This window comes from Streptomyces sp. NPDC057963 (assembly GCF_042887155.1).
Taxonomy (GTDB): Bacteria; Actinomycetota; Actinomycetes; order Streptomycetales; family Streptomycetaceae; genus Streptomyces.
In genome coordinates, this window is sequence record NZ_JBHVPX010000006.1 from 252659 (window position 1) to 271426 (window position 18768).

The window sequence follows — 18768 nt, forward strand, 5'->3', positions numbered from 1 at the left end:
AAGCCCGGCGTTGCACAGGCCTGGGGGCGCTCGGCCCCGCCTGATCCGACCCGGCCCGGCACTCCGTGCCGGCCTGCGCCTTCTCCGTGGTCTGCGCACCGTCGTCCGCCTGTGGAAGCATCCGCAGAAACTTCCCGATCAGCGTCCGGGGCGCGCCCCCGAGCGCCGCCGACCCCGTCTGGTGTGCTGATGCCATGCCCGGAATGACTGCCCGCAGCCGCGCCGAGAAACATCGCGTGGCGACCCCGCTGGAGCTCTTCTTCGACCTCTGCTTCGTCGTCGCCGTGGCACAGGCGGGGCGACGGCTGCTGCACGCCGTCGCCGAAGGCCACGCCGCCACCGGCGTCGCCAGCTACGCGGCCGTCTTCTTCGCGATCTGGTGGGCCTGGGTCAACTTCAGCTGGTTCGCATCGGCTTACGACACCGACGACCCGCTGTACCGCGTGGTCACATTCGTCCAGATCACCGGGGTGCTCATCCTCGCCGCCGGGGTGCCGCGCGCCTTCGACGCGGGTGACTGGACGGTCGGCGTCGCCGGCTACGTCGTGATGCGGCTCGCCCTGACGAGCCAGTGGCTGCGCGCCGCGTACTGCACCCGGGGGGCCGAGCGGCGCGTGGCCCTGCGGTACGCCGCCGGAATCGTCGTGGCGCAACTCGGCTGGATCGGCATGCTGTTGCTGACCGACAACACGGGCGGAGCGCGGGCCGCCGTCTTCGTCGTGCTCGTGCTCGTGGAGCTGTCCGTTCCGGCGATCGCCGAGCGCGACCGCCCGACGGACTGGCATCCCCATCACATCGGTGAGCGGTACGGCCTGTTCACGATCATCGTGCTGGGCGAGACGATCGCGGCGGCCACGGTCGCGGTCCAGGAGGCGGTGGACGAGCACGGCGCGTTCGGCGAGTTGCTGCCGATCGCCGCGGGCGGGCTGCTGATCGTCTTCTCCGCCTGGTGGGTCTATTTCGCCGTGCCGATCCATGACTACCTGCGCGGCAGCAGGGAAGCGTTCATCTGGGGGTACGGACACTTCCTGGTCTTCGGCTCCGCGGCAGCGATCGGCTCGGGCCTTGAGGTCGCGGTGGAGGAGACCGTGGGCAAGGCCCATGTCTCGGGCACGGTGGCCGCCGCCGCCGTGACCGTACCCTCGGCGCTCTTCCTGCTGACGGTGTGGGTGCTGCACGCCCGCCACTTCAAGCGTGACCTCGCGGAGCAACTTCCCCTCCCCACGGCCGCGCTGGCGATCCTGGCCTGTACGTTCGCGGGGGAGTGGGCGGTGCTCGCGGCCGGCCTGGTGGCGGCGGCGACCGTGGCCGTGGGGGTGGCTCTGTCCCGGCGGCCCGCCGTGGCGGAGTGAGCACGCGGGTGTGGTGCGGCGAGCACGCGGACGGAGAATCGTGAGGTGCGAGTGGTGAGTCCTGTGAGGAGCACGTGGTGACGGAAGAACCGCAGAAGCCGACAGATCCGTCCGTCGCGCAGCACACATCGCCCCTGCCGTCGGGGCCACTCGACGCACCGGCCGACACCGCCCAGTCGCCCGACGCACCGACCGACGCCGCCCAGTCGCCCGACGCACCGACCGACGCCACCGGTCCGCTCGACGCGCTCACCGACGTCGCCGGGCTGCGCGTCGGTCATGCGCGGGTGGCGGGTGCGGGTGCGCTGAGCGGCACCACCATCGTCCTCGCCCCCGAGGGTGGTGCGATCGCGGCCGTCGACGTGCGCGGTGGCGGCCCCGGCACCCGGGAGACGGACGCGCTCGATCCGCGCAATCTGGTGCAGCGCATCGATGCCGTCGTCCTGACGGGCGGCAGCGCGTACGGCCTGGACGCGGCGTCCGGTGTGATGGCCTGGCTGGAGGAGCAGGGGCGAGGGGTGCGGGTCGGGCCCGATCCGGCACAGGTGGTGCCGGTCGTCCCGGCAGCGTGCATCTTCGACCTGGGGCGGGGCGGTGACTGGCGAGCCCGCCCGGACGCCTCGACCGGCCGCGCCGCGGTGGAGGACGCGGCGGGTACGGAGCCGGGGGCGCCGGTCGTCGAGGGCAACGCCGGCGCCGGCACGGGTGCGGTCGCCGGGCAGCTCAAGGGCGGGGTGGGCACGGCGAGCGTGCGGCTGGCGTCCGGGATCACGGTGGGCGCGCTCGTCGTGGTGAACGCGGCGGGTTCGGTGATCGATCCGCGTACCGGAGTGCTGTACGGGGAGTACGGCGCGGCCGAACCTCCGGCGTACCCCGCACCCGAGGTCCACCGCGCGGCACGGCAGCGCCTGGCCGAGGCCCGGGAGGCGGCCGCGCGCCCCCCGCTCAACACCACGCTGGCGGTCGTCGCCACGGACGCGGACCTCACCCGGGCCCAGGCGCAGAAGCTCGCGGGTACGGCGCACGACGGTCTTGCGCGCGCCGTCCGCCCCGTACACCTGCTGACCGACGGGGACACCGTTTTCGCGCTGGCCACCGGCGCCCGGCCACTGGATCCGCAGAACCCGATCGCGCTCAACGACCTGCTGGCGGCCGGTGCGGACGCGCTGACCCGCGCCGTTGTGAAGGCCGTCCGGGCAGCTCAGAGCGTCGATGGCCGCCACGGCGGTGGCAGCTACCCCGCGTACAGCGATCTCTACGGCGCGAGCCGGTCCCCGTCCCGGCCGTCGGCGTACAGCCGTCCGGGGCCCGACTCGCCTCCCGGGTAAGGAAGTTCGGACGAACCGCCAGGAACCATCTGCGTGCGTCATACGTTTTCCTGAACCCCGGTCATGATGTCGGACCCAGGGACTACGTTAAGCACGCACCAAGTAACACGCGGCGACGGCCTGGAGACAGCACCTTGAGCGATCCGTACGAGACAACCGAGCAGCACCTCGAGCGACTCCTGCGACGGGCACTCAACTCTTTCGACCTGCCCGACAGCACGGTCGAGAGACTCGGTACCGCGCTCGCCCACAGCAGTTCCCTGCACTCCTCGCACCACAGTTCCGTACTCCACCGCGAGACCTACCGGCACACGTATCTGCTGTCCGACGGCACCCCTCTCACCCTGTGGGAGCTGGTGCACGGCGGTCCGCGAAGCATGATGCGCCCGCTCTCCCGGACGGAGCCCGACCTCCGGCACCACGAGCTGTACGACGACGAGGCCGATGTCCATATCGCCGCCGCCCGGCTGACCGGCGGTTTCGGTGAGGTCCCGGTGTTCGGGGACGACGGGCCGCAGGCCGACCTGGAGATCCTCACGGTTCTGATGGCGGCTCCCCCGGCCCCGATGCCCCGGATGTACGCCCCGGACAACTCCGCCGACCATGCCCGCCGCGTCCTGCGCCGCGCCGAGAACAGCGACGGTCCCGGCGAGGAGACCGCGCGACTGCTGCGCGCCGCCTTCGCCCACCACATCACCCAGGTCTTCGGCCGGCAGTGCCGGGTGGACGGGCGGGATGCCGGATTCACCCTGTACGAGCACGCCTTCCTGCTCCTCGACGGCAGCGAGACGAGCCTGTGGGAGGTCGAGCACACCGCCACGCCGGACGGTCGCCACATGTGCGAGGTGTACGGCGACGAGGACTCCGCACGCGGGGCCATGGAGAGCCGGACACGCATCTGCTGACCCGGGACGGCCCAAGTCGGCCCGGGGCAGCCCGGGACCCCCTGAGTCGGCCCGGAGAACGGGTCGGGCGCGGACCGAGTCGGCCCGCGGAACGGCCCGGGTCGGCCCGGGGTGCGGCGCCCGTCGGAGCAGTCGGCCCGGCGACGGCAGGCGAAGCGCCGTGGTCTCCATGTCGACACGTGACGTCACAGCTGCGCCGCTCCGCAGAGCCACGGGCAACCGTCGCACCTCTCCGCATCGACGCAAGAGGCATCAGGGAGTGAGGGCGGGCTCCTTGCCGGGCTCGGGCTCGTCCGCGGCCACGGGCTCGGGCTCGCCCGCGGCGTGCACAGACCTGTCCACGGCGGCCGGAGAACCGTCGCCCGCGGCCCCGGCCGCGGTATCCACGTCGTCTCCGCCGCCCTCCACGTGCTGCCGGGGCCGGGCGGGCAGCGCGAACATCACCAGGAAGATCAAGGCGAGCACCCCGGCCACCCACCACAGCGAGTGCTGGAACGCCTCCGCGAACGCCGGGCCCACCTGCTGCGGCGCCAGCCGGTCCCCGATCGAGCCGAAGAAGACGACCGAGACCAGTCCGAGCCCGAGCGCATTGCCCATCTGCTGCACGGTGTTGATCAGCCCGGAGGCCGAACCGGAGTGCTCCTTCGGCACCTCGGACAGCACCGCGTCCGTCAGCGGGGCCACGATCAGGCCCATGCCGATGCCCATGACGACCAGCGGCAGCGCCATCTGCCAGGACGTGATGCCCATGCCGTACCGGTCGGACTCCCAGATGTAGACCAGCAGGCCGACGATCATCAGCAGCGCGCCCGCCTGGAGGACCTTGCGGCCGAAGCGGGGCACCAGCTTCTGTACGGAGATCCCGGCGGCGAACGAGACGGCGATCGAGAACGGGACACCGGTCGTGCCGGCCCTCAGCGCGCTCCAGCCGAGCCCCATCTGCATGTAGAGCGTCCAGACCAGGAAGAAGATGCCGAGCCCGATGCCGAAGGTCAGCTGCACGGCTATGCCCGCCGCGAAGCTCTTGACCCGGAACAGCGACAGCTCGACCAGGGGCGAACCGTCCTTGCGCGCCTTCTCCCGCTCGAACACCACCAGGACCAGGAACACCAGCAGGCTGCCGATCATCGACGCGTAGCCCCAGAGCGGCCAGCCCAGCTCGCGTCCACGGGTCAGCGGGTAGATCAGCATCAGCAGCCCCAGGGTCACCAGGGCGACACCGATCAGGTCGAGTCGGAGCGCCTTCGGGGCCTTGGACTCGGTGATGAACTTCCGGCCCAGGATCAGGCCGGCGATGCCGACCGGCAGGTTGATCAGGAAGATCGGCCGCCATTCGAGACCGGCGATGTTCCACTCGGTGAGCAGCGCGCCCAGCAGCGGTCCCGAGACGGCCCCGAGGCCGACGATCGCGCCGAAGAGGCCGAAGACCTTGCCCCGCTCGTGCGCCGGGAAGGTGGCGTGCACGATCGACAGCACCTGCGGGACCATCAGCGCGGCGGTGCCGCCCTGGAGGATGCGGGAGGCGACCAGCATCTCCGGGTTGGCGGCGAAGCCGCAGAGCGCGGAGGCGAGCGTGAAGCCCCCGATGCCGATGAGGAACAGCCGCTTGCGGCCGTAGATGTCGCCCAGTCGGCCGCCGGTGATCAGCCCGGCCGCGAAGGCCAGGGCGTATCCGGCGGTGATCCACTGGATCGAGCTGAACGAGGCACCGGTGTCCTGCCGGATGCTCGGGATGGCGATGTTGACGATCGTGACGTCGACCAGGTCCATGAAGGCCGCGGTCATCACGATGGCGAGCGCGAACCAGCGTCGCCGGTCCGACGGGTCCGAGGACACCGCGGGCCCGGACGCCGTGGACGGCAGAGATGCGGAAGAAGGCATATGAAGAAGTTAAACAGTCAATAGGTCAGAACATGACCCAATGGCTGGGCAGCCTGGTGAGACGACCGACACCCGGACACGAGGATGGGCCCATGACGGACACGCCGGCACGACTGCTGAATCTCCTGTCGCTCCTCCAGACGCCCCGCGAGTGGCCGGGCAGCGAACTCGCCGAGCGGCTCGACGTCAGCCCGCGCACCATCCGGCGCGACATCGACCGGCTCCGCGAGCTCGGCTATCCGGTCGAGGCCTCGCGCGGCTCGGTGGGCGGGTACCGTCTCGTCGCGGGTACCGCCATGCCGCCGCTGCTCCTCGACGACGAGGAGGCGGTGGCCATCGCGGTCGGCCTGCGGGCAGGCGCCGGGCATGCCATCGAGGGGGTCGACGAGGCGTCCGTACGGGCTCTGGCGAAGCTGGAGCAGGTGCTGCCTTCGCGGTTGCGGCACCGGGTCTCGACCCTGCAGAACGCGACCGTGCCGCTGACCCGTGGCGACGGCTCGACGATCGATCCGCACACACTGACGGTGATGGCGTCGGCGGTCACCGGCCGCGAGCGGCTGCGGTTCGCCTACCGCGCGGGCGACGGCGCCGAGACGAGGCGGGAGGCCGAGCCGTACCGGCTGGTGAGCACGGGGTGGCGCTGGTATCTCGTCGCCTACGACCTGGGGCGCGAGGACTGGCGGACGTTCCGGGTCGACCGGGTCAGCGAGCCGTTCGCGACCGGGGCCCGGTTCACACCGCGCGAGCTGCCCTCGGGGGACGCGGCGGAGTTCCTCGCCGGCTCCATCACCCGTCGGCAGCCGGAACTGGCGGTGGAGGTGAGCTTCGCCGCCCCGGCGGACTTCGTCGCCGCACGGCTGCCGGCCGTGTTCGGCCCGCTGGAGCCGACCGGCGGGAACAGCTGCCGGCTGCGGGCGGTGCTGTCGGACTCGCTGGAGTGGGTGGCGCTCCGGCTGGCACTGGTGGACTGCGAGTTCACCGCGCACGAGCCGCCGCAGCTGGCGGAGTACCTGAGCGATCTGGGCGCCCGGCTGACGCGCGCCACAGCACGCTGACACACCGCCGCCCGCACAGGGGCGGGGCGGCGGACCGGCGCGTGAGCGGCAAAAGGCGCACGAGGACCAAGGAGCCTGCGGGCGGCGGGGCATGCGGGCGGCGCACGAGCACCAAAGAGACATACGGCCGGCGCACGAGCGGCAAAGAGCATGCGGCCGACACGCAGGCAGCAGAGAACATGCGGTCGGCACGCAGGCAGCAGACGGAATGCCGCCGGCGCACGAGCGGCAGAAAAGAATGAGCCCCGGCGCCAGGGGGGGGTGGGCGCCGGGACTCAGCTCAGGGAGGTCACACGAAGCGACCTATTTCGGAGGTTACTGGACCAGGGCTCACGCCGCAGCGTCAAAACCCGTGTCGTGGGCCATTCGCTTCAGTTCGAGCAGCGCGTGCTTCTCGATCTGGCGGATCCGCTCACGGGTCAGACCGTGCTGCTTGCCCACCTCGGTGAGGGTCCGCTCACGGCCGTCCTCGATGCCGTACCGCATGCGGATGATCGATGCGGTGCGGTTGTCGAGCTTGCCGATCAGGTCCTCCAGCTCCTCGCTGCGCAGCAGCGTCATCACCGACTGCTCGGGCGACACCGCGGAGGTGTCCTCCAGCAGATCGCCGAACTGCGTCTCGCCCTCGTCGTCGACGGACATGTTGAGACTGACCGGGTCACGGGCCCAGTCCAGCACGTCACCCACGCGCTCGGGCGTGGAGTCCAGCTCGGCGGCTATCTCCGTGTGCTCCGGCTCACGGCCGTTCTCACGGTTGAATTCGCGCTGTACCCGGCGGATCCGGCCGAGCTCCTCCACCAGGTGGACGGGGAGCCGGATCGTACGGGACTGGTCGGCTATGGAACGGGTGATGGCCTGACGGATCCACCACGTCGCATACGTGGAGAACTTGAAGCCCTTGGCGTAGTCGAACTTCTCGACCGCGCGCACCAGGCCGGCGTTGCCCTCCTGGATCAGGTCGAGCAGGGGCAGCCCGGCCCTCGGATAGCGGCGTGCGACGGCAACGACGAGCCGGAGGTTGGAACGGATGAATATGTCCTTGGCGCGCTCGCCCTCGGCGACCAGCGCCTCCAGCTCCTCGCGCGTCGCTCCACCGGCTTCGCTCTCCACCGCGCCGTCGAGTATCTGGCGCGCGTACACACCCGCCTCGACGGTTTGCGACAGCTCGACCTCCTTCGCGGCGTCGAGCAGCGGCGTACGCGCGATCTCGTCCAGGTACATGCCGACCAGGTCGCGATCGGCGATCTCTCCGCCCGAGGCGCGAACACTGCTTGCCCGGTTGGTCCCACCGGTGGCGGACGAACGACGGGCGACGGCACGGGTTGCCATGCGTGCTCCCTTGCTGAGTAGGTCGCGACACCCTCTCGGGTGCCCTGCATCCGATGGAAACAACGACTGGAATCCGGACAGAATTCCCATGCCTGGCATTCATTTTCGCGATCATGCAGTACCCTGTGCCGCCGCGAAGGGGGTGCGCATGCCGAACATCCGGGCAGAAGCGCAGGTCAGGCCAGGCATCGAAGATGATTTGGTGGCACTCACGGACATCTACAACCATTACGTGCGTGAGACCGCGCTCACATTCGATACGGCCCCCTTTACACCTGAACGGCGCCTGCCGTGGCTTCGTTCCCACCCTGAAGACGGCCCGCACCGCCTCCTGGTTGCTCAGGATGTCCGCATTGTCGGCCCCGCCTCGATCCTGGGGTACGCGACCAGCAGCGCTTTCCGCCCGAAGGCGGCGTACGCGACCTCGGTCGAGGTGAGCGTGTACTGCGCCCCGTGGGCCGTCGGACGCGGCACCGGCACGCTCCTGTACTCGTCCCTGTTCGAGGCACTGGCCGACGAGGACGTGCACCGCGCGTACGCGGGCATCACCCAGCCCAACGACGCCTCCACCCGGCTGCACGAGCGCTTCGGTTTCCGCCATGTCGGTACGTACGCCGAGGTGGGGTGGAAGTTCGGCACGTACTGGGACGTGGCCTGGTACGAGAAGCCGCTGGGACCGCGGTCCTAGGGCCCGGACCGAACCCGGCCTAGGTCCGCGGCCCGTTACGCACCACGGGCGCCGCGCCTAGCGTGCTTCCGTATGAGCGAGCGCAGGAACGACCCGATGGACGACGCGGCGAGCAGGGACGGCGCGACGGCCGACGACAACACGACCACCCTCGACACCACGGGCAGCCTCGACATCACGGGCACGCTCGACGAGGCGCTGGAGCGCCTCCACACGGCGGGTCCCGAACGGAACGGCTGGCTGAGCAACCACGGCCCGATGGCCGTCGAGGCGCTGGTCCGGCACGGTCAGGCACCGGCCGTCCACCGATGGCTCGACCACTACAGCCACAAGCTGGAGGACATGCCGGACACCGCGTCCCGGGTGACGGCGGAGAACTGGCGCGAGGCTCTGGGCGACCCGCGCCGGATCGCGGACTGGACGCTGTACTTCGAGCGGGAGACGGCCGAGCGCCCGTGGCGGGACGTCCTGGCCGAGTGGTGGCCGCGGCTGCTGCCCGGTATCGCGGCGGGCGCCACCCACCCGGTGATCCGGGTGGGCCACTCCGTACGCACCCTGCTCGCCGGTGAGGCGAGCGCGCCCCGGATCACCGAGCTCGCCCACGGCCTCGGCTACTGGGCCGCCCGCCACCAGCCGCTGCCCGAGCCGGCCCCGCTGCCGCCCGCGCCGAGCGCCGCGGCCGCGCTGGACGCCGTCCCGCCGGTGCCCGAGCAGAGCGGCGGTATCCGGGACCGGCTGGCGCAGCTCAGCGCGTTCCCGGTGTGGCCGCAGCGGTTCACCGGCGACCCGGACGAGGCGCGGGCCCGGCTGGCGGAGCTGGTGCGCGCCGCGACCCACCGCTACGCCACGCACGGGCACGGCGAACCGATCATGCTGGTGCACGCCGCGACCGCGCCCAATGCCGTGCTGCGCACGTTGCCCGCCCTCCCCCGCGCGCTGTGGGCGCCGAGCCTGGGGGCCGCCTGGGCGGCGAGCGCCGCGGTCACCGCCGCGTACGGCCCGGCCGACCCGGCCCCGTACGCGCCCGCGCACGCGTCCGCCGAGGAGCTCTTCGCGCGGGCGGCGGCGCACGGCGACGATCACACGATCAAGTTCACCGACACCGCGCTGGACGTCGGCAACGCCACGGCCCTCGCCGCCGCGCTCCGCTCGATCGAGCTGAACCCACCGGCCCTGTGACGGCCGCGCCGCCCCCGCGGCAGCCCCGTCGGCCTCCGGCGCCCCCACCGCCGCCCCGCTGACGAACCTGCCGACCCGGCGACGGCCCCACCCACCGTCCGACGAAACCTTCCGGCGGACCCCGGACGAACCCCCGGCACACCCTCCGACGGATCCTCCGACGGGCCTTCCGGCGGACTTGGCGATCCTCTTCGCCGTCAGCCGCCGAACTGCACCGACCGCTTGGCGAGTCCCATCCAGAACCCGTCGATGACGCTGCGGCCCCGGTCCAGCTCGCCCTCCGCGGCGCCGAGCGTCACGAAGAGCGGCGCGAAGTGCTCGGTGCGCGGGTGGGCCAGCCGGCCGGCCGGGGACTTGTGCTCGAAGTCCAGCAGCGCGTCGATGTCCTGCGCCTGGAGCGCCCGGTTCCCCCAGTCGTCGAACTCCGCCGACCAGCCGGGGGTGCCGCCGCCCACGTGCCGCAGGGCGGCCAGGTTGTGGGTGAAGAAGCCGCTGCCGACGATCAGGACGCCCTCGTCGCGCAGCGGCGCGAGCTTGCGCCCGATGTCCATCAGCCGTCGCGGGTCCAGCGTCGGCAGGGAGATCTGGAGTACGGGGATGTCGGCGTCCGGGAACATCTCCACCAGCGGGACGTACGCCCCGTGGTCGAGCCCCCGGTCCGGGATGTCCTGGACCGGGGTCCCGGCGTCGCGCAGCAGCTTGCGTACGTCGTCCGCCAGCGCCGGGGCGCCCGGGGCCGCGTACCGCACCTGGTAGTAGTGCTCGGGGAAACCCCAGAAGTCGTGAACGAGCGGGACGGTCTCCGTGGCGCCGAGGGCGAGCGGGGCCTCCTCCCAGTGCGCGGAGACCATCAGGATCGCCCGGGGCCGGGGCAGCCCGGCGGACCAGGCGGCCAGTTCGCCGGGCCAGACCGGGTCGTCGGCCAGCGGCGGTGCGCCGTGGGAGAGGTAGAGGGCGGGCATGCGCTCCGCGGTGACAGTCATGGCACTCCCCATCCGCTGCTGATCGAGGTAAGTCTTCTACTGGTGTCTTTGAGAAGGAAGGATTCTTTAATCTTCAAGTTCCTACCTCCGGAGACCTTAGCTCTATCTAGTTAAACTTTCAAGAAAAGGTCGTACAGTGGAGTACATGACCACGGCATCCCCCGGCGAGCCCCGCTGGCTCTCCGACGAAGAGCAGAGCGTCTGGCGTGCGTACCTCCACGCCACCACGCTCATGGAGGACCATCTCGACCGTCAGCTGCAGCGCGATGCCGGCATGCCGCACATCTATTACGGACTGCTCGTCCAGCTCTCCCAGGCACCCCGCCGCCGGAAGCGGATGACCGAGCTGGCCAAGGACGCCAAGATCACCCGCTCCCGGCTCTCGCACGCCGTCGCGCGGCTGGAGAAGAGCGGCTGGGTGCGCCGCGAGGACTGCCCGTCCGACAAGCGCGGGCAGAACGCGGTCCTCACCGACGAGGGCTACGAGATGCTGCACCGGTCCGCACCGGGCCATGTCAGCGCCGTACGCCAGGCGATGTTCGACCGGCTCACGCCCGAGCAGGTGCGCTCGCTGGGCGAGATCATGCAGGTCGTCGCCACCGGGCTCCAGCCGGAGGGCACGGACGCGGATCTGCCCTGGCTGCGCTGAGCGCGCGACAGAGGCCCGCCGAGCACACACCTGGCACGCGCCGGACACGCACCCGGCACACACCGAGCACGCACCGGACATGGCTCTGCCCCGGTTCCACCGAGCGGAACCGGGGCAGAGCCGTGTTTCCTTCACCCCTCACGTCGCACGACGACGTCAGTGGGCGACGACCGGGACCTTGAACTCGTCCTCGACGCCGTCGGCGTCACCCGAGGCGGAGGCTCCGGACACCGCGGTCGCGGAGGGGCGCCCGGCGTTGATGAAGGTCACCGCGATCGCGGAGGCAACCACCAGGATGCCGACGGCCCACCAGATGGCACCGGTGAAACCGTGCACCATCGACTGGAGCTTCAGCAGCTCGGGGTCGGTGGCACCGAGCGCGGCGTGCGAGGTGGCGTACGCCGTCGCGGCCGAGGCGGCGATGGTGTTCAGCAGCGCCGTACCGATCGCACCGCCCACCTGCTGCGAGGTGTTGACCATCGCGGACGCGACACCCGAGTCCCTCGGCTCGACCCCGTGCGTGGCCAGCGACATGGCCGGCATGAACGCCGTGCCCATGCCCAGACCCAGCAGGAGCTGCGCGGGCAGGATGAGGGTGGTGTAGGAGGAACCGATCTCCAGCTGCGTCAGCAGCAGCATGCCGAGGGCGGCGGTCAGGAAGCCGGGGCCCATGAGCTTGCGCGCCGGGACCCGGGTCATCAGCCGGGCACCGATCTGCGTCGACCCGGTGATCATGCCCGCGATCATCGGCAGGAAGGCGAATCCCGTCCTGATCGGCGAGTAGCCCCTCACGACCTGCAGGTAGTACGTCAGGAAGAGGAACAGGCCGAACATCGCGATGACGGCCAGCCCCAGCGAGAGGTAGACGCCACCGCGGTTGCGGTCCAGCAGGACGCGCAGCGGCAGCAGCGGCGACGCGACCCGCGACTCGGTCACGACGAACGCCAGGAGCAGCGCACCGGAGGCGATGAACATGCCGATGGTCAGCGGGTCCGACCAGCCGGCGGACTCGGCACGGGTGAATCCGTACACCAGCGAGACCAGACCCAGCGCGGACAGGACGACGCCCGGGATGTCGAGCGACGAGCGGTTGCGGCTGCCGGCCGGCTCACGGATCACGAAGTACGCGCCCAGGGCCGCGACGACCGCGAACGGAATGTTGACGAAGAAGGTCCAGCGCCAGTTCAGCGCCTGGGTCAGGAAGCCGCCGAGGATCAGGCCGACCGCGCCACCGCCACCGGCGATCGCACCGTAGATGCCGAACGCCTTGGCGCGCTCCCTGGCATCGGTGAACATCACGGCGAGCAGCGACAGGGCCGCCGGGGCGAGCAGTGCGCCGAAGACGCCCTGGAGCGCACGGGAGCCGAACAGCATGCCCTGGTTCTGCGCCGCGCCCCCGAGCGCGGAGGCCAGTGCGAAGCCGATCAGGCCGACGACGAAGGTCCGCTTGCGGCCCCAGAGGTCGGCTATCCGGCCTCCGAAGAGCAGCAGCCCGCCGAAGGCGAGGGCGTAGGCCGTGATGACCCACTGCTTGTTGGCGTCGGAGATGCCCAGGGCCGTCTGGGCGTGCGGCAGCGCGATGTTCACGATCGTGGCATCGAGCACGACCATCAGCTGCGCGAGGGCGATGAACGCCAGCGCTTTCCAGCGGCTGGGGTCCGGGAGTCGGATGTCGGCTGTTTTTGACATGGAGGTATCCACCTAAGGGCGCACGCGGGCGCGCGAAAGTCATGAACCGAGAGGTCGGCGAACGGGCGGTCGGGCAGTCGGGCAGTCGGGCAGGGACGGTCGGGGAAGGCGGCCGTCGGTGAACAGGCGGGAAGTCGGCGACAGGACAAGTGGTGAGCAAAGTCGGCGACAGGACGAGTGGTGGGGGAGGTGAGAGAAAAGGCGTGGTCGGGGCGGGGCGGGCGCGCCGCCGTGCCCCGGTTCAGGGGCACAGTGCGGGCGTCACGGCCGGCGCAGATCCTCCAAGGTCGCCGCCGTTCCGGGCAGTCGGGACCGGGCCGGAGCCTCCAGTCCGTCCAGGAACAGCTGGAGGTGGCGGTGGGTGAACCGGTCGATGTCCAGACATCCGATACCGGGCAGCGGCCGGGTGAGCTGGGAGAGGGCGACCAGTACGTCACCGACGGCGATGTCGGCGCGCAGGCGCCCCGCGGACATGGCGCGCGACACGAGCCCTTCGACGGCCTCTTCGAGGCGTCGGCGCTCGGCGAGCAGTTCGGGGTGGTCCTTGTCGAAGCCGCCGGACAGCATCGGGCACAGTGCGCCGATCCGTTCGTCGGCCGCCGCGTGCACGAAGCGGCTGAGCGCGGCGAAGGGATCGGCCTCCTCGGCCGTCGCCTCCTCCGCACGGTCGGTGGTACGGCAGGTGACCGCGAGCACGACCTCGTGGGTCAGCGCGGCCCGGTCGGGAAAGTTCCGGTAGAGCGTGGCATTGCCGACGCCGGCGCGGCGGGCGACCTCGTCGAGCGGCACATCCGGCCCGAACTCGACGAACATCTCGCGCGCCGCCGTCACGATCCGCTCCCGGTTGCGCAGCGCGTCGGCCCGCGGACGGGTCGTCCGGGGCTGCGCCGCTCCGGTGGCGGTGCGGGTGACGGCTTCCACGGCTGCTCTCCCTGCCTTCCGGACCTTCCGGCCCTCCTCGCAACGCTTCTTCTCCGCTGCGGCGTCGCAACGCTCTTCTCCGCTGCGACATTCTTCGTTCTCCACAGCGCCCCCCTTCCGTAACCGGGGAGCACCTCCCCGGTTCGCGGGGACACAGGTTCAAACGGGGAAAGGATCCCCGGTTATTTCCCACCACAATGTGACCTGAACCACATCTCAGAGACGGGAAAACCAACCGATCGGCGCACTCAACGAGCGGTGCGACACCACCCGTCACAGGCTGATCCGCAGAGCGCAGTCAGGGCCGGCCGACTGCCGCGGACCCCGAGGCGCCTATATGCAGATGCCCCGCCACCGGATACGCAAGCATCACCACCCGATCGCGCTCACTTCGGCAACAGTCCTGGTCATCGCCTCCATGGCCTCGGCCAGCAGCACCCTTCCGCGGGCCGGCCGGGCCTCGGCCGGCCCGGTGGCCATCACCCGGCCGGCGGAGATGGCCCCGTGCCGGATACCCACGGCCATGGGCGTACAGATGTCGGAAGGCATGCCGACCCCGAAGGGCTACGCCCGCTCCACCGGCAGGATCCATGCCCTCAACCTGATGGTCGACTTCCCGGACGCGCCGGGCACCGAACCGGCGATGGACCGGTACGACGAATTCTTCCCGCAGACCGTCAACTGGTTCCGGACCGCCTCGTACGGACGGCTCACCTACGTCCCCGACGCCCCCGTGAAGTCCTGGCTGCGGATGCCACTGCCGTTCTCGGAGTACGGGATAGAGCGCGGATCGATGTACGAGCCGGGCTATCACCACCTCGTCCAGGACATCGTCGCGGCCGCCGACCCGAAAGTGGACTTCAGCAAGTACGACCTGGTCAACATCCTGGTCACACCGAACGCCGGCCCCTCCGCCCTGGACACCGTCCTGTCCGTGACCTTCTCCGGCAACGCCGACGCACTGCACGTGGACGGCGTACCGCTCGCCAACACGTCCTTCATCTACAGCCGCCAGGACGACGGCTCGGGATCGTTCAAACAGAACGGCTACCGCGTCCTGCCGCACGAGAACGGCCATGTCTTCGGCCTTCCCGACCTCTACACCATGGAAGGCGGCGGCGCGGTCGGGCACTGGGACATCATGTCCGAGGACTGGGGGGCCAACAACGACCTGCTGGGCTGGCACAAGTGGAAGCTCGGCTGGCTGGACAACAAGCAGATCAGCTGCGCCTCCAGGCCCGGCACCAGCGAGCACGTCCTGGAACCCCTGGCCACCCGGGGCGGGACGAAGCTGGCCTTCGTACCGCTGAGCGACGAGTCCGGCTACGCGGTCGAGGTACGGACACAGGCGGGCAACGACCATGCGGTCTGCCGGCCCGGCGTGCTGATCTACAAGGTCAGCTCGGACGTCGACACCGGACGGGGGCCGGTGTCCGTCGCGGACAGCACCAAGGACAGCGGCGGCTGCACCCGGCTGCCCAACGTGCACGCCGAGCTCTCCGACGCCCCCTTCCGGCCCGGCCAGACCTTCACCGACCGGGCCCACGGAATACGCATATCCGTGGTCGACAAGGACGACAAGGGCAACTACCGCATCAAGATCACTCGCCCCTGACCCCGTCCCCGGCCACTCGCCGCACCTCCGCCTCGGCGGGCCCGCGCAGCTCACGCTTGAGGATCTTCCCGGTCGGGTTTCGGGGCAGCGGTTCCTCGCGTACGAGCACATGGGCCGGGACCTTGAACGCGGCCAGGCTCCGCCCGACGTGCGCCCTCAGCTCCTCGGCCGTGACGGCGGCACCGGCCCGCAGCCGGACGACCGCGGCGACCTCCTCGCCCAGGACCGGGTGCGCCACCCCCAGCACCGCCGCGTCCTCCACGTCCGGATGGTCGTGCAGGACCGCCTCGACCTCCACGCAGTACACGTTCTCCCCGCCGCGGATCACCATGTCCTTGATCCGGTCGACGACATCGACCCGCCCCTCGCGCGCCACCGCGAGATCCCCGGTCCGGAACCAGCCGCCGGTGAAGGCCCGAGCGGTCGCCGCCTCGTCCCGCCAGTAGCCGCGGACCAGGGACTGGCCGCGCAGCCACAGCTCGCCGACCTCGCCCTCGGGCAGCGCCTCGCCCGCCGGACCGGCGATCCGCACCTCGGTGGCGGGCGTCGGACGGCCGGCGCTGCCCGGGTGGAGCCGGTATTCGGCGCCGAAGTTCGCCAGGACACCGCCGCTGGTCTCGGTCAGACCGTAGCCGTTGCGGGGCTCGATCCGGTCGCCGTGGCGGGCGCTCAGCCGCGCGACCAGGGCGGGCGGGGCGGCGGCCCCACCGGTGCTCAGCATCTGGAGGCCCTCCAGGCGGTCGCCCGCCCGCTCGGCCGCGTCGAGCAGCTGGAGCGCGGTCGTCGGGACACCCGCGTAGTGCGTGACGCCGTGCGCACGGATCAGCCGCAGCGCCTCCTCGGCGTCCCACTTCCGCATCAGGACGAGGGTGCCGCCCGCCGCCATCGCCGCGTAGAAGCCGGTGAACGCGGCGACGTGGAAGAACGGGAACGTCAGCAACGACACCGGGGCGGGCCCCTGCCCCGGGACGATCCCGCGCCCGAGCGCGGAGGCGGCCGCGTGGTAGCGCGGGTTGAGCACGGCCCCCACCTGGGCGAGGTGGGTGGCGACGGCGCCCTTGGGCCGGCCGGTGGTGCCGGAGGTGTAGATGATCGTCGCGTCGTCCTCGGGCCGGATCTCGACCTCGGGAGGAGCGGCGAGCGGATCGGGCGCGGGCAGGTCCTCGTACCGCTCGACGCCGTCCGGAACCGCCCCCTCCGCGTGGAAGACGACGACGCGCGCCCCGTGCTCCGCCGCCCACCCGGCGACCTTCGGCAGCCGCTCGCCGTCCACCAGGAGCACCCGCGGCCCGGAGTCGTCCAGCGCGTACGCGAACTCGTCCTCGGTCCACCAGGCGTTGAGCGGAACGGCGACCAGACCGGCCAGCTGCGCGGCCCAGAAGGCGATCTGCCACTCCGGGTGGTTGCGCATCGCGACGACGGCCCGGTCGCCCCGGCGGAGCCCGTACGCCCCGGTCATCCGGCACGCCAGCGCGGACGCGGCGGCGAAGAACTCGGCGTACGAGCAGCTGCGCTCCCCAGAGATCAGGAACGGCCGGTCCCCGAAGGCCCAGGTGGTCTCCACAAACTCACGGAGCGTCCTGGGCCCGTCCGCGTACACGAGCGACCCCGCGTGCACCCCGTCCTCCACCCGCACCACGGCGAACGGGGCTCCCGGGCCGGTCAGCATGGCTTCGACCCGGGCGGCGGCATCTACGACGGCTGCAGACGGGGGCCTGGCATCCGGGAGCCCGGTGTCCGGGGCGGAGGCGGCGGGGATCGGGTCGATGTGTGGCACGAACGACCTCTCTAAGCGCTTGCTCAGTACATTCGCGACGGTATGCCCGCACCCTAACCCCGTCAAGGGAACCGTCCGGCCCGCGTCGGCTGCCCCACGACGGCGTCGATGGCGACATGGGTGACGACATGGGCGGAGTCCTCCGGCGGCGGGCGGGGATCAGCCCAGCATCTCCTCGACGAGGTCGGCGGCCCGCATGGTGCCCCCTCGGCCCGCGCGTCGGCACGGAGCAGCGCCGAGCGGCGGGTGACCTCCACGTCGGCGACAAGCTCGCGCAGGACGGCCCGCAGGGTCTCGGCGGTGGCTTCCGCGGTGTCGACGCGACGGGCCACGCCCAGCTCCACGAGCCGGTCGGCGTTGATGAACTGATCGGCGGCCTGCGGGACGGCGATCATCGGGACCCCGGTGGACAGCCCCTCGCTGCTGCCGCCCATTCCCGCGTGGGTGACAAAGGCGTCGGCCTGTTCCAGGATCGCCAACTGGGGCACCCAGGAGTGCACTTCGACGTTGGGCGGGATCTCGCCGAGCTCCCGCGGGTCGGTGTGCTTCCCGATCTGGAGGACGACGTGCCAGCCGGGCAGGTTTCGGTACGCGGCCAGGCACTGGCGGTAGAACTCCGGTTGGCGCGTGAACGCCGAGCCCAGGGAGATCAGAAGCACGTTCCCGGCACCGGCGGGACGTGTCCAGCCACTCCTGCCCCTGCTCGGGCCGAAGCAGGGGCCGACGAACGTCACCGTATCGGTGTCGACCCGGTCGGCGTGCGGTTGCATCGCCCGGGGAATCAGGGCCAGAGCCCGCGCGGGAGGGCCGCAGAAGGCGTCCACGTCCCTGGTGGACGCCCCGCACTCCGTGAGCCACCGCTCGAACCCCGCCCGGTATGCGTCGGCGCCCGGCAGTTGCCACAGGTGGGCTGCGACGTCCTGGTCGTAGCCCTTCCAGGCCACGAAGGTCGGGGACAGCTGCATGACGGGACGGTCCTGCGCCTCGGCGAGGGCGCGCCCGGCGTAGGCGCCGATGTCGTACAGGTAGAGGTCCGCCGGGTCGGTGCCGTAGGCGGCGCGCAGCTGCGGGAGGGCCTGACGGGCGTCGTCGAAGAAGAGGCTCATCGCGGCGATGGGCTCGTCGGGCCAGTTGTTGTCGGCGACCGGCAGCCCCGAGGCGCAGGGGACGAACTCGGCCCCGGTGGCCGCGATCAGGTCGGCCACCGCCGGATCGTTGGCGTAGGTCACCCGGTGGCCGCGGGCCACCAGTTCGCGGACGACCTCAAGGCTGGGCAGGACGTGGCTGACGAGGGGAATACCGACCATCGCGATGTGGGTACGGCGACGGGACACGGAAGATCACTCATTTCAGGTCTACGGCGAAAGGACACGGCAAACAGGTGCCCCGGCCAGCTCCGACGGGAAGGCCCTGTCGC

General features: G+C 71.2%; 14 protein-coding genes and 1 pseudogene. 8 read left to right on the forward strand and 7 right to left on the reverse strand.

Annotation, left to right across the window (positions count from 1 at the left end; genetic code table 11):
- Positions 1–194 precede the first annotated feature (194 nt).
- From ACFVT1_RS16740 to ACFVT1_RS16750, 3 genes are all read left to right on the forward strand, one after another.
- Positions 195–1352 carry a low temperature requirement protein A gene (locus ACFVT1_RS16740; RefSeq protein ID WP_389795822.1) on the forward strand — a complete coding sequence of 386 codons (1158 nt, stop codon included), beginning with the start codon at positions 195–197 and terminating at the stop codon, positions 1350–1352.
- A gap of 134 nt (positions 1353–1486) precedes the next feature.
- Positions 1487–2680, forward strand: a complete 1194-nt coding sequence (locus ACFVT1_RS16745; RefSeq protein ID WP_389796198.1) for a P1 family peptidase — start codon at positions 1487–1489, stop codon at positions 2678–2680.
- Positions 2681–2814: 134 nt separating this feature from the next.
- The gene (locus tag ACFVT1_RS16750; RefSeq protein WP_362199612.1) at positions 2815–3585 is read left to right on the forward strand and encodes a DUF6227 family protein; all 771 of its coding nucleotides are present in this window, start codon (positions 2815–2817) and stop codon (positions 3583–3585) included.
- A 252-nt stretch (positions 3586–3837) separates the two neighbouring features.
- Here the strand turns inward: ACFVT1_RS16750 and ACFVT1_RS16755 are convergent, their stop codons facing one another.
- Positions 3838–5466 (reverse strand): MFS transporter, encoded by a 1629-nt coding sequence (locus ACFVT1_RS16755; RefSeq protein ID WP_389795824.1) that lies wholly within the window; start codon positions 5464–5466, stop codon positions 3838–3840.
- 92 nt (positions 5467–5558) lie between these two features.
- On the opposite strand from ACFVT1_RS16755, the gene ACFVT1_RS16760 reads away from it, so the two are divergent.
- Positions 5559–6521 (forward strand): helix-turn-helix transcriptional regulator, encoded by a 963-nt coding sequence (locus ACFVT1_RS16760; protein ID WP_389795826.1) that lies wholly within the window; start codon positions 5559–5561, stop codon positions 6519–6521.
- Between the two features lie 330 nt (positions 6522–6851).
- Here the strand turns inward: ACFVT1_RS16760 and ACFVT1_RS16765 are convergent, their stop codons facing one another.
- Entirely contained in the window at positions 6852–7850 is a 999-nt protein-coding gene (locus ACFVT1_RS16765; protein WP_389795828.1) for an RNA polymerase sigma factor RpoD/SigA, read from the reverse strand.
- A 148-nt stretch (positions 7851–7998) separates the two neighbouring features.
- On the opposite strand from ACFVT1_RS16765, the gene ACFVT1_RS16770 reads away from it, so the two are divergent.
- A complete protein-coding gene (locus ACFVT1_RS16770) occupies positions 7999–8538 on the forward strand; it encodes a GNAT family N-acetyltransferase (RefSeq protein WP_389795830.1) in 540 nt (179 codons plus the stop codon).
- 96 nt (positions 8539–8634) lie between these two features.
- Positions 8635–9717 carry a questin oxidase family protein gene (locus ACFVT1_RS16775; protein WP_389796199.1) on the forward strand — a complete coding sequence of 361 codons (1083 nt, stop codon included), beginning with the start codon at positions 8635–8637 and terminating at the stop codon, positions 9715–9717.
- A 197-nt stretch (positions 9718–9914) separates the two neighbouring features.
- Here the strand turns inward: ACFVT1_RS16775 and ACFVT1_RS16780 are convergent, their stop codons facing one another.
- Complete coding sequence (locus ACFVT1_RS16780) at positions 9915–10700, reverse strand: dioxygenase (RefSeq protein WP_389795832.1); 786 nt, start codon at positions 10698–10700, stop codon at positions 9915–9917.
- 136 nt (positions 10701–10836) lie between these two features.
- On the opposite strand from ACFVT1_RS16780, the gene ACFVT1_RS16785 reads away from it, so the two are divergent.
- Positions 10837–11349 (forward strand): MarR family transcriptional regulator, encoded by a 513-nt coding sequence (locus tag ACFVT1_RS16785; protein WP_362199591.1) that lies wholly within the window; start codon positions 10837–10839, stop codon positions 11347–11349.
- 156 nt (positions 11350–11505) lie between these two features.
- Here ACFVT1_RS16785 and ACFVT1_RS16790 read toward each other — a convergent pair whose 3' ends face one another.
- On the reverse strand, positions 11506–13038 hold the full coding sequence (locus ACFVT1_RS16790; RefSeq protein WP_389795833.1) for an MFS transporter: 1533 nt from the start codon (positions 13036–13038) through the stop codon (positions 11506–11508).
- 261 nt (positions 13039–13299) lie between these two features.
- The gene (locus ACFVT1_RS16795; RefSeq protein WP_389795835.1) at positions 13300–13959 is read right to left on the reverse strand and encodes a TetR/AcrR family transcriptional regulator; all 660 of its coding nucleotides are present in this window, start codon (positions 13957–13959) and stop codon (positions 13300–13302) included.
- A 337-nt stretch (positions 13960–14296) separates the two neighbouring features.
- Between ACFVT1_RS16795 and ACFVT1_RS16800 the strand changes: the two genes are divergently transcribed.
- The gene (locus ACFVT1_RS16800; RefSeq protein ID WP_389795837.1) at positions 14297–15574 is read left to right on the forward strand and encodes a M6 family metalloprotease domain-containing protein; all 1278 of its coding nucleotides are present in this window, start codon (positions 14297–14299) and stop codon (positions 15572–15574) included.
- On the opposite strand, the gene ACFVT1_RS16805 is transcribed toward ACFVT1_RS16800, so the two are convergent.
- The gene (locus ACFVT1_RS16805; protein ID WP_389795839.1) at positions 15561–17351 is read right to left on the reverse strand and encodes a class I adenylate-forming enzyme family protein; all 1791 of its coding nucleotides are present in this window, start codon (positions 17349–17351) and stop codon (positions 15561–15563) included. The two genes, ACFVT1_RS16800 and ACFVT1_RS16805, sit on opposite strands and share 14 nt — an antisense overlap.
- Positions 17352–17510: 159 nt before the next feature.
- Positions 17511–18658, reverse strand: a pseudogene (locus ACFVT1_RS16810) (macrolide family glycosyltransferase).
- Between the last annotated feature and the right edge of the window lie 110 nt (positions 18659–18768).

What these genes read in the sequence shown, in the direction of transcription:
- ACFVT1_RS16770 (WP_389795830.1), top strand. Translation starts at nt 7,999, where the DNA reads ATGCCGAACATCCGGGCAGAAGCGCAGGTCAGGCCAGGCATCGAAGAT.
- ACFVT1_RS16800 (WP_389795837.1), top strand. Translation starts at nt 14,297, where the DNA reads ATGCAGATGCCCCGCCACCGGATACGCAAGCATCACCACCCGATCGCG.
- ACFVT1_RS16780 (WP_389795832.1), bottom strand. Translation starts at nt 10,700, where the DNA reads ATGACTGTCACCGCGGAGCGCATGCCCGCCCTCTACCTCTCCCACGGC.
- ACFVT1_RS16790 (WP_389795833.1), bottom strand. Translation starts at nt 13,038, where the DNA reads ATGTCAAAAACAGCCGACATCCGACTCCCGGACCCCAGCCGCTGGAAA.
- ACFVT1_RS16755 (WP_389795824.1), bottom strand. Translation starts at nt 5,466, where the DNA reads ATGCCTTCTTCCGCATCTCTGCCGTCCACGGCGTCCGGGCCCGCGGTG.
- ACFVT1_RS16760 (WP_389795826.1), top strand. Translation starts at nt 5,559, where the DNA reads ATGACGGACACGCCGGCACGACTGCTGAATCTCCTGTCGCTCCTCCAG.
- ACFVT1_RS16765 (WP_389795828.1), bottom strand. Translation starts at nt 7,850, where the DNA reads ATGGCAACCCGTGCCGTCGCCCGTCGTTCGTCCGCCACCGGTGGGACC.
- ACFVT1_RS16775 (WP_389796199.1), top strand. Translation starts at nt 8,635, where the DNA reads ATGGACGACGCGGCGAGCAGGGACGGCGCGACGGCCGACGACAACACG.
- ACFVT1_RS16740 (WP_389795822.1), top strand. Translation starts at nt 195, where the DNA reads ATGCCCGGAATGACTGCCCGCAGCCGCGCCGAGAAACATCGCGTGGCG.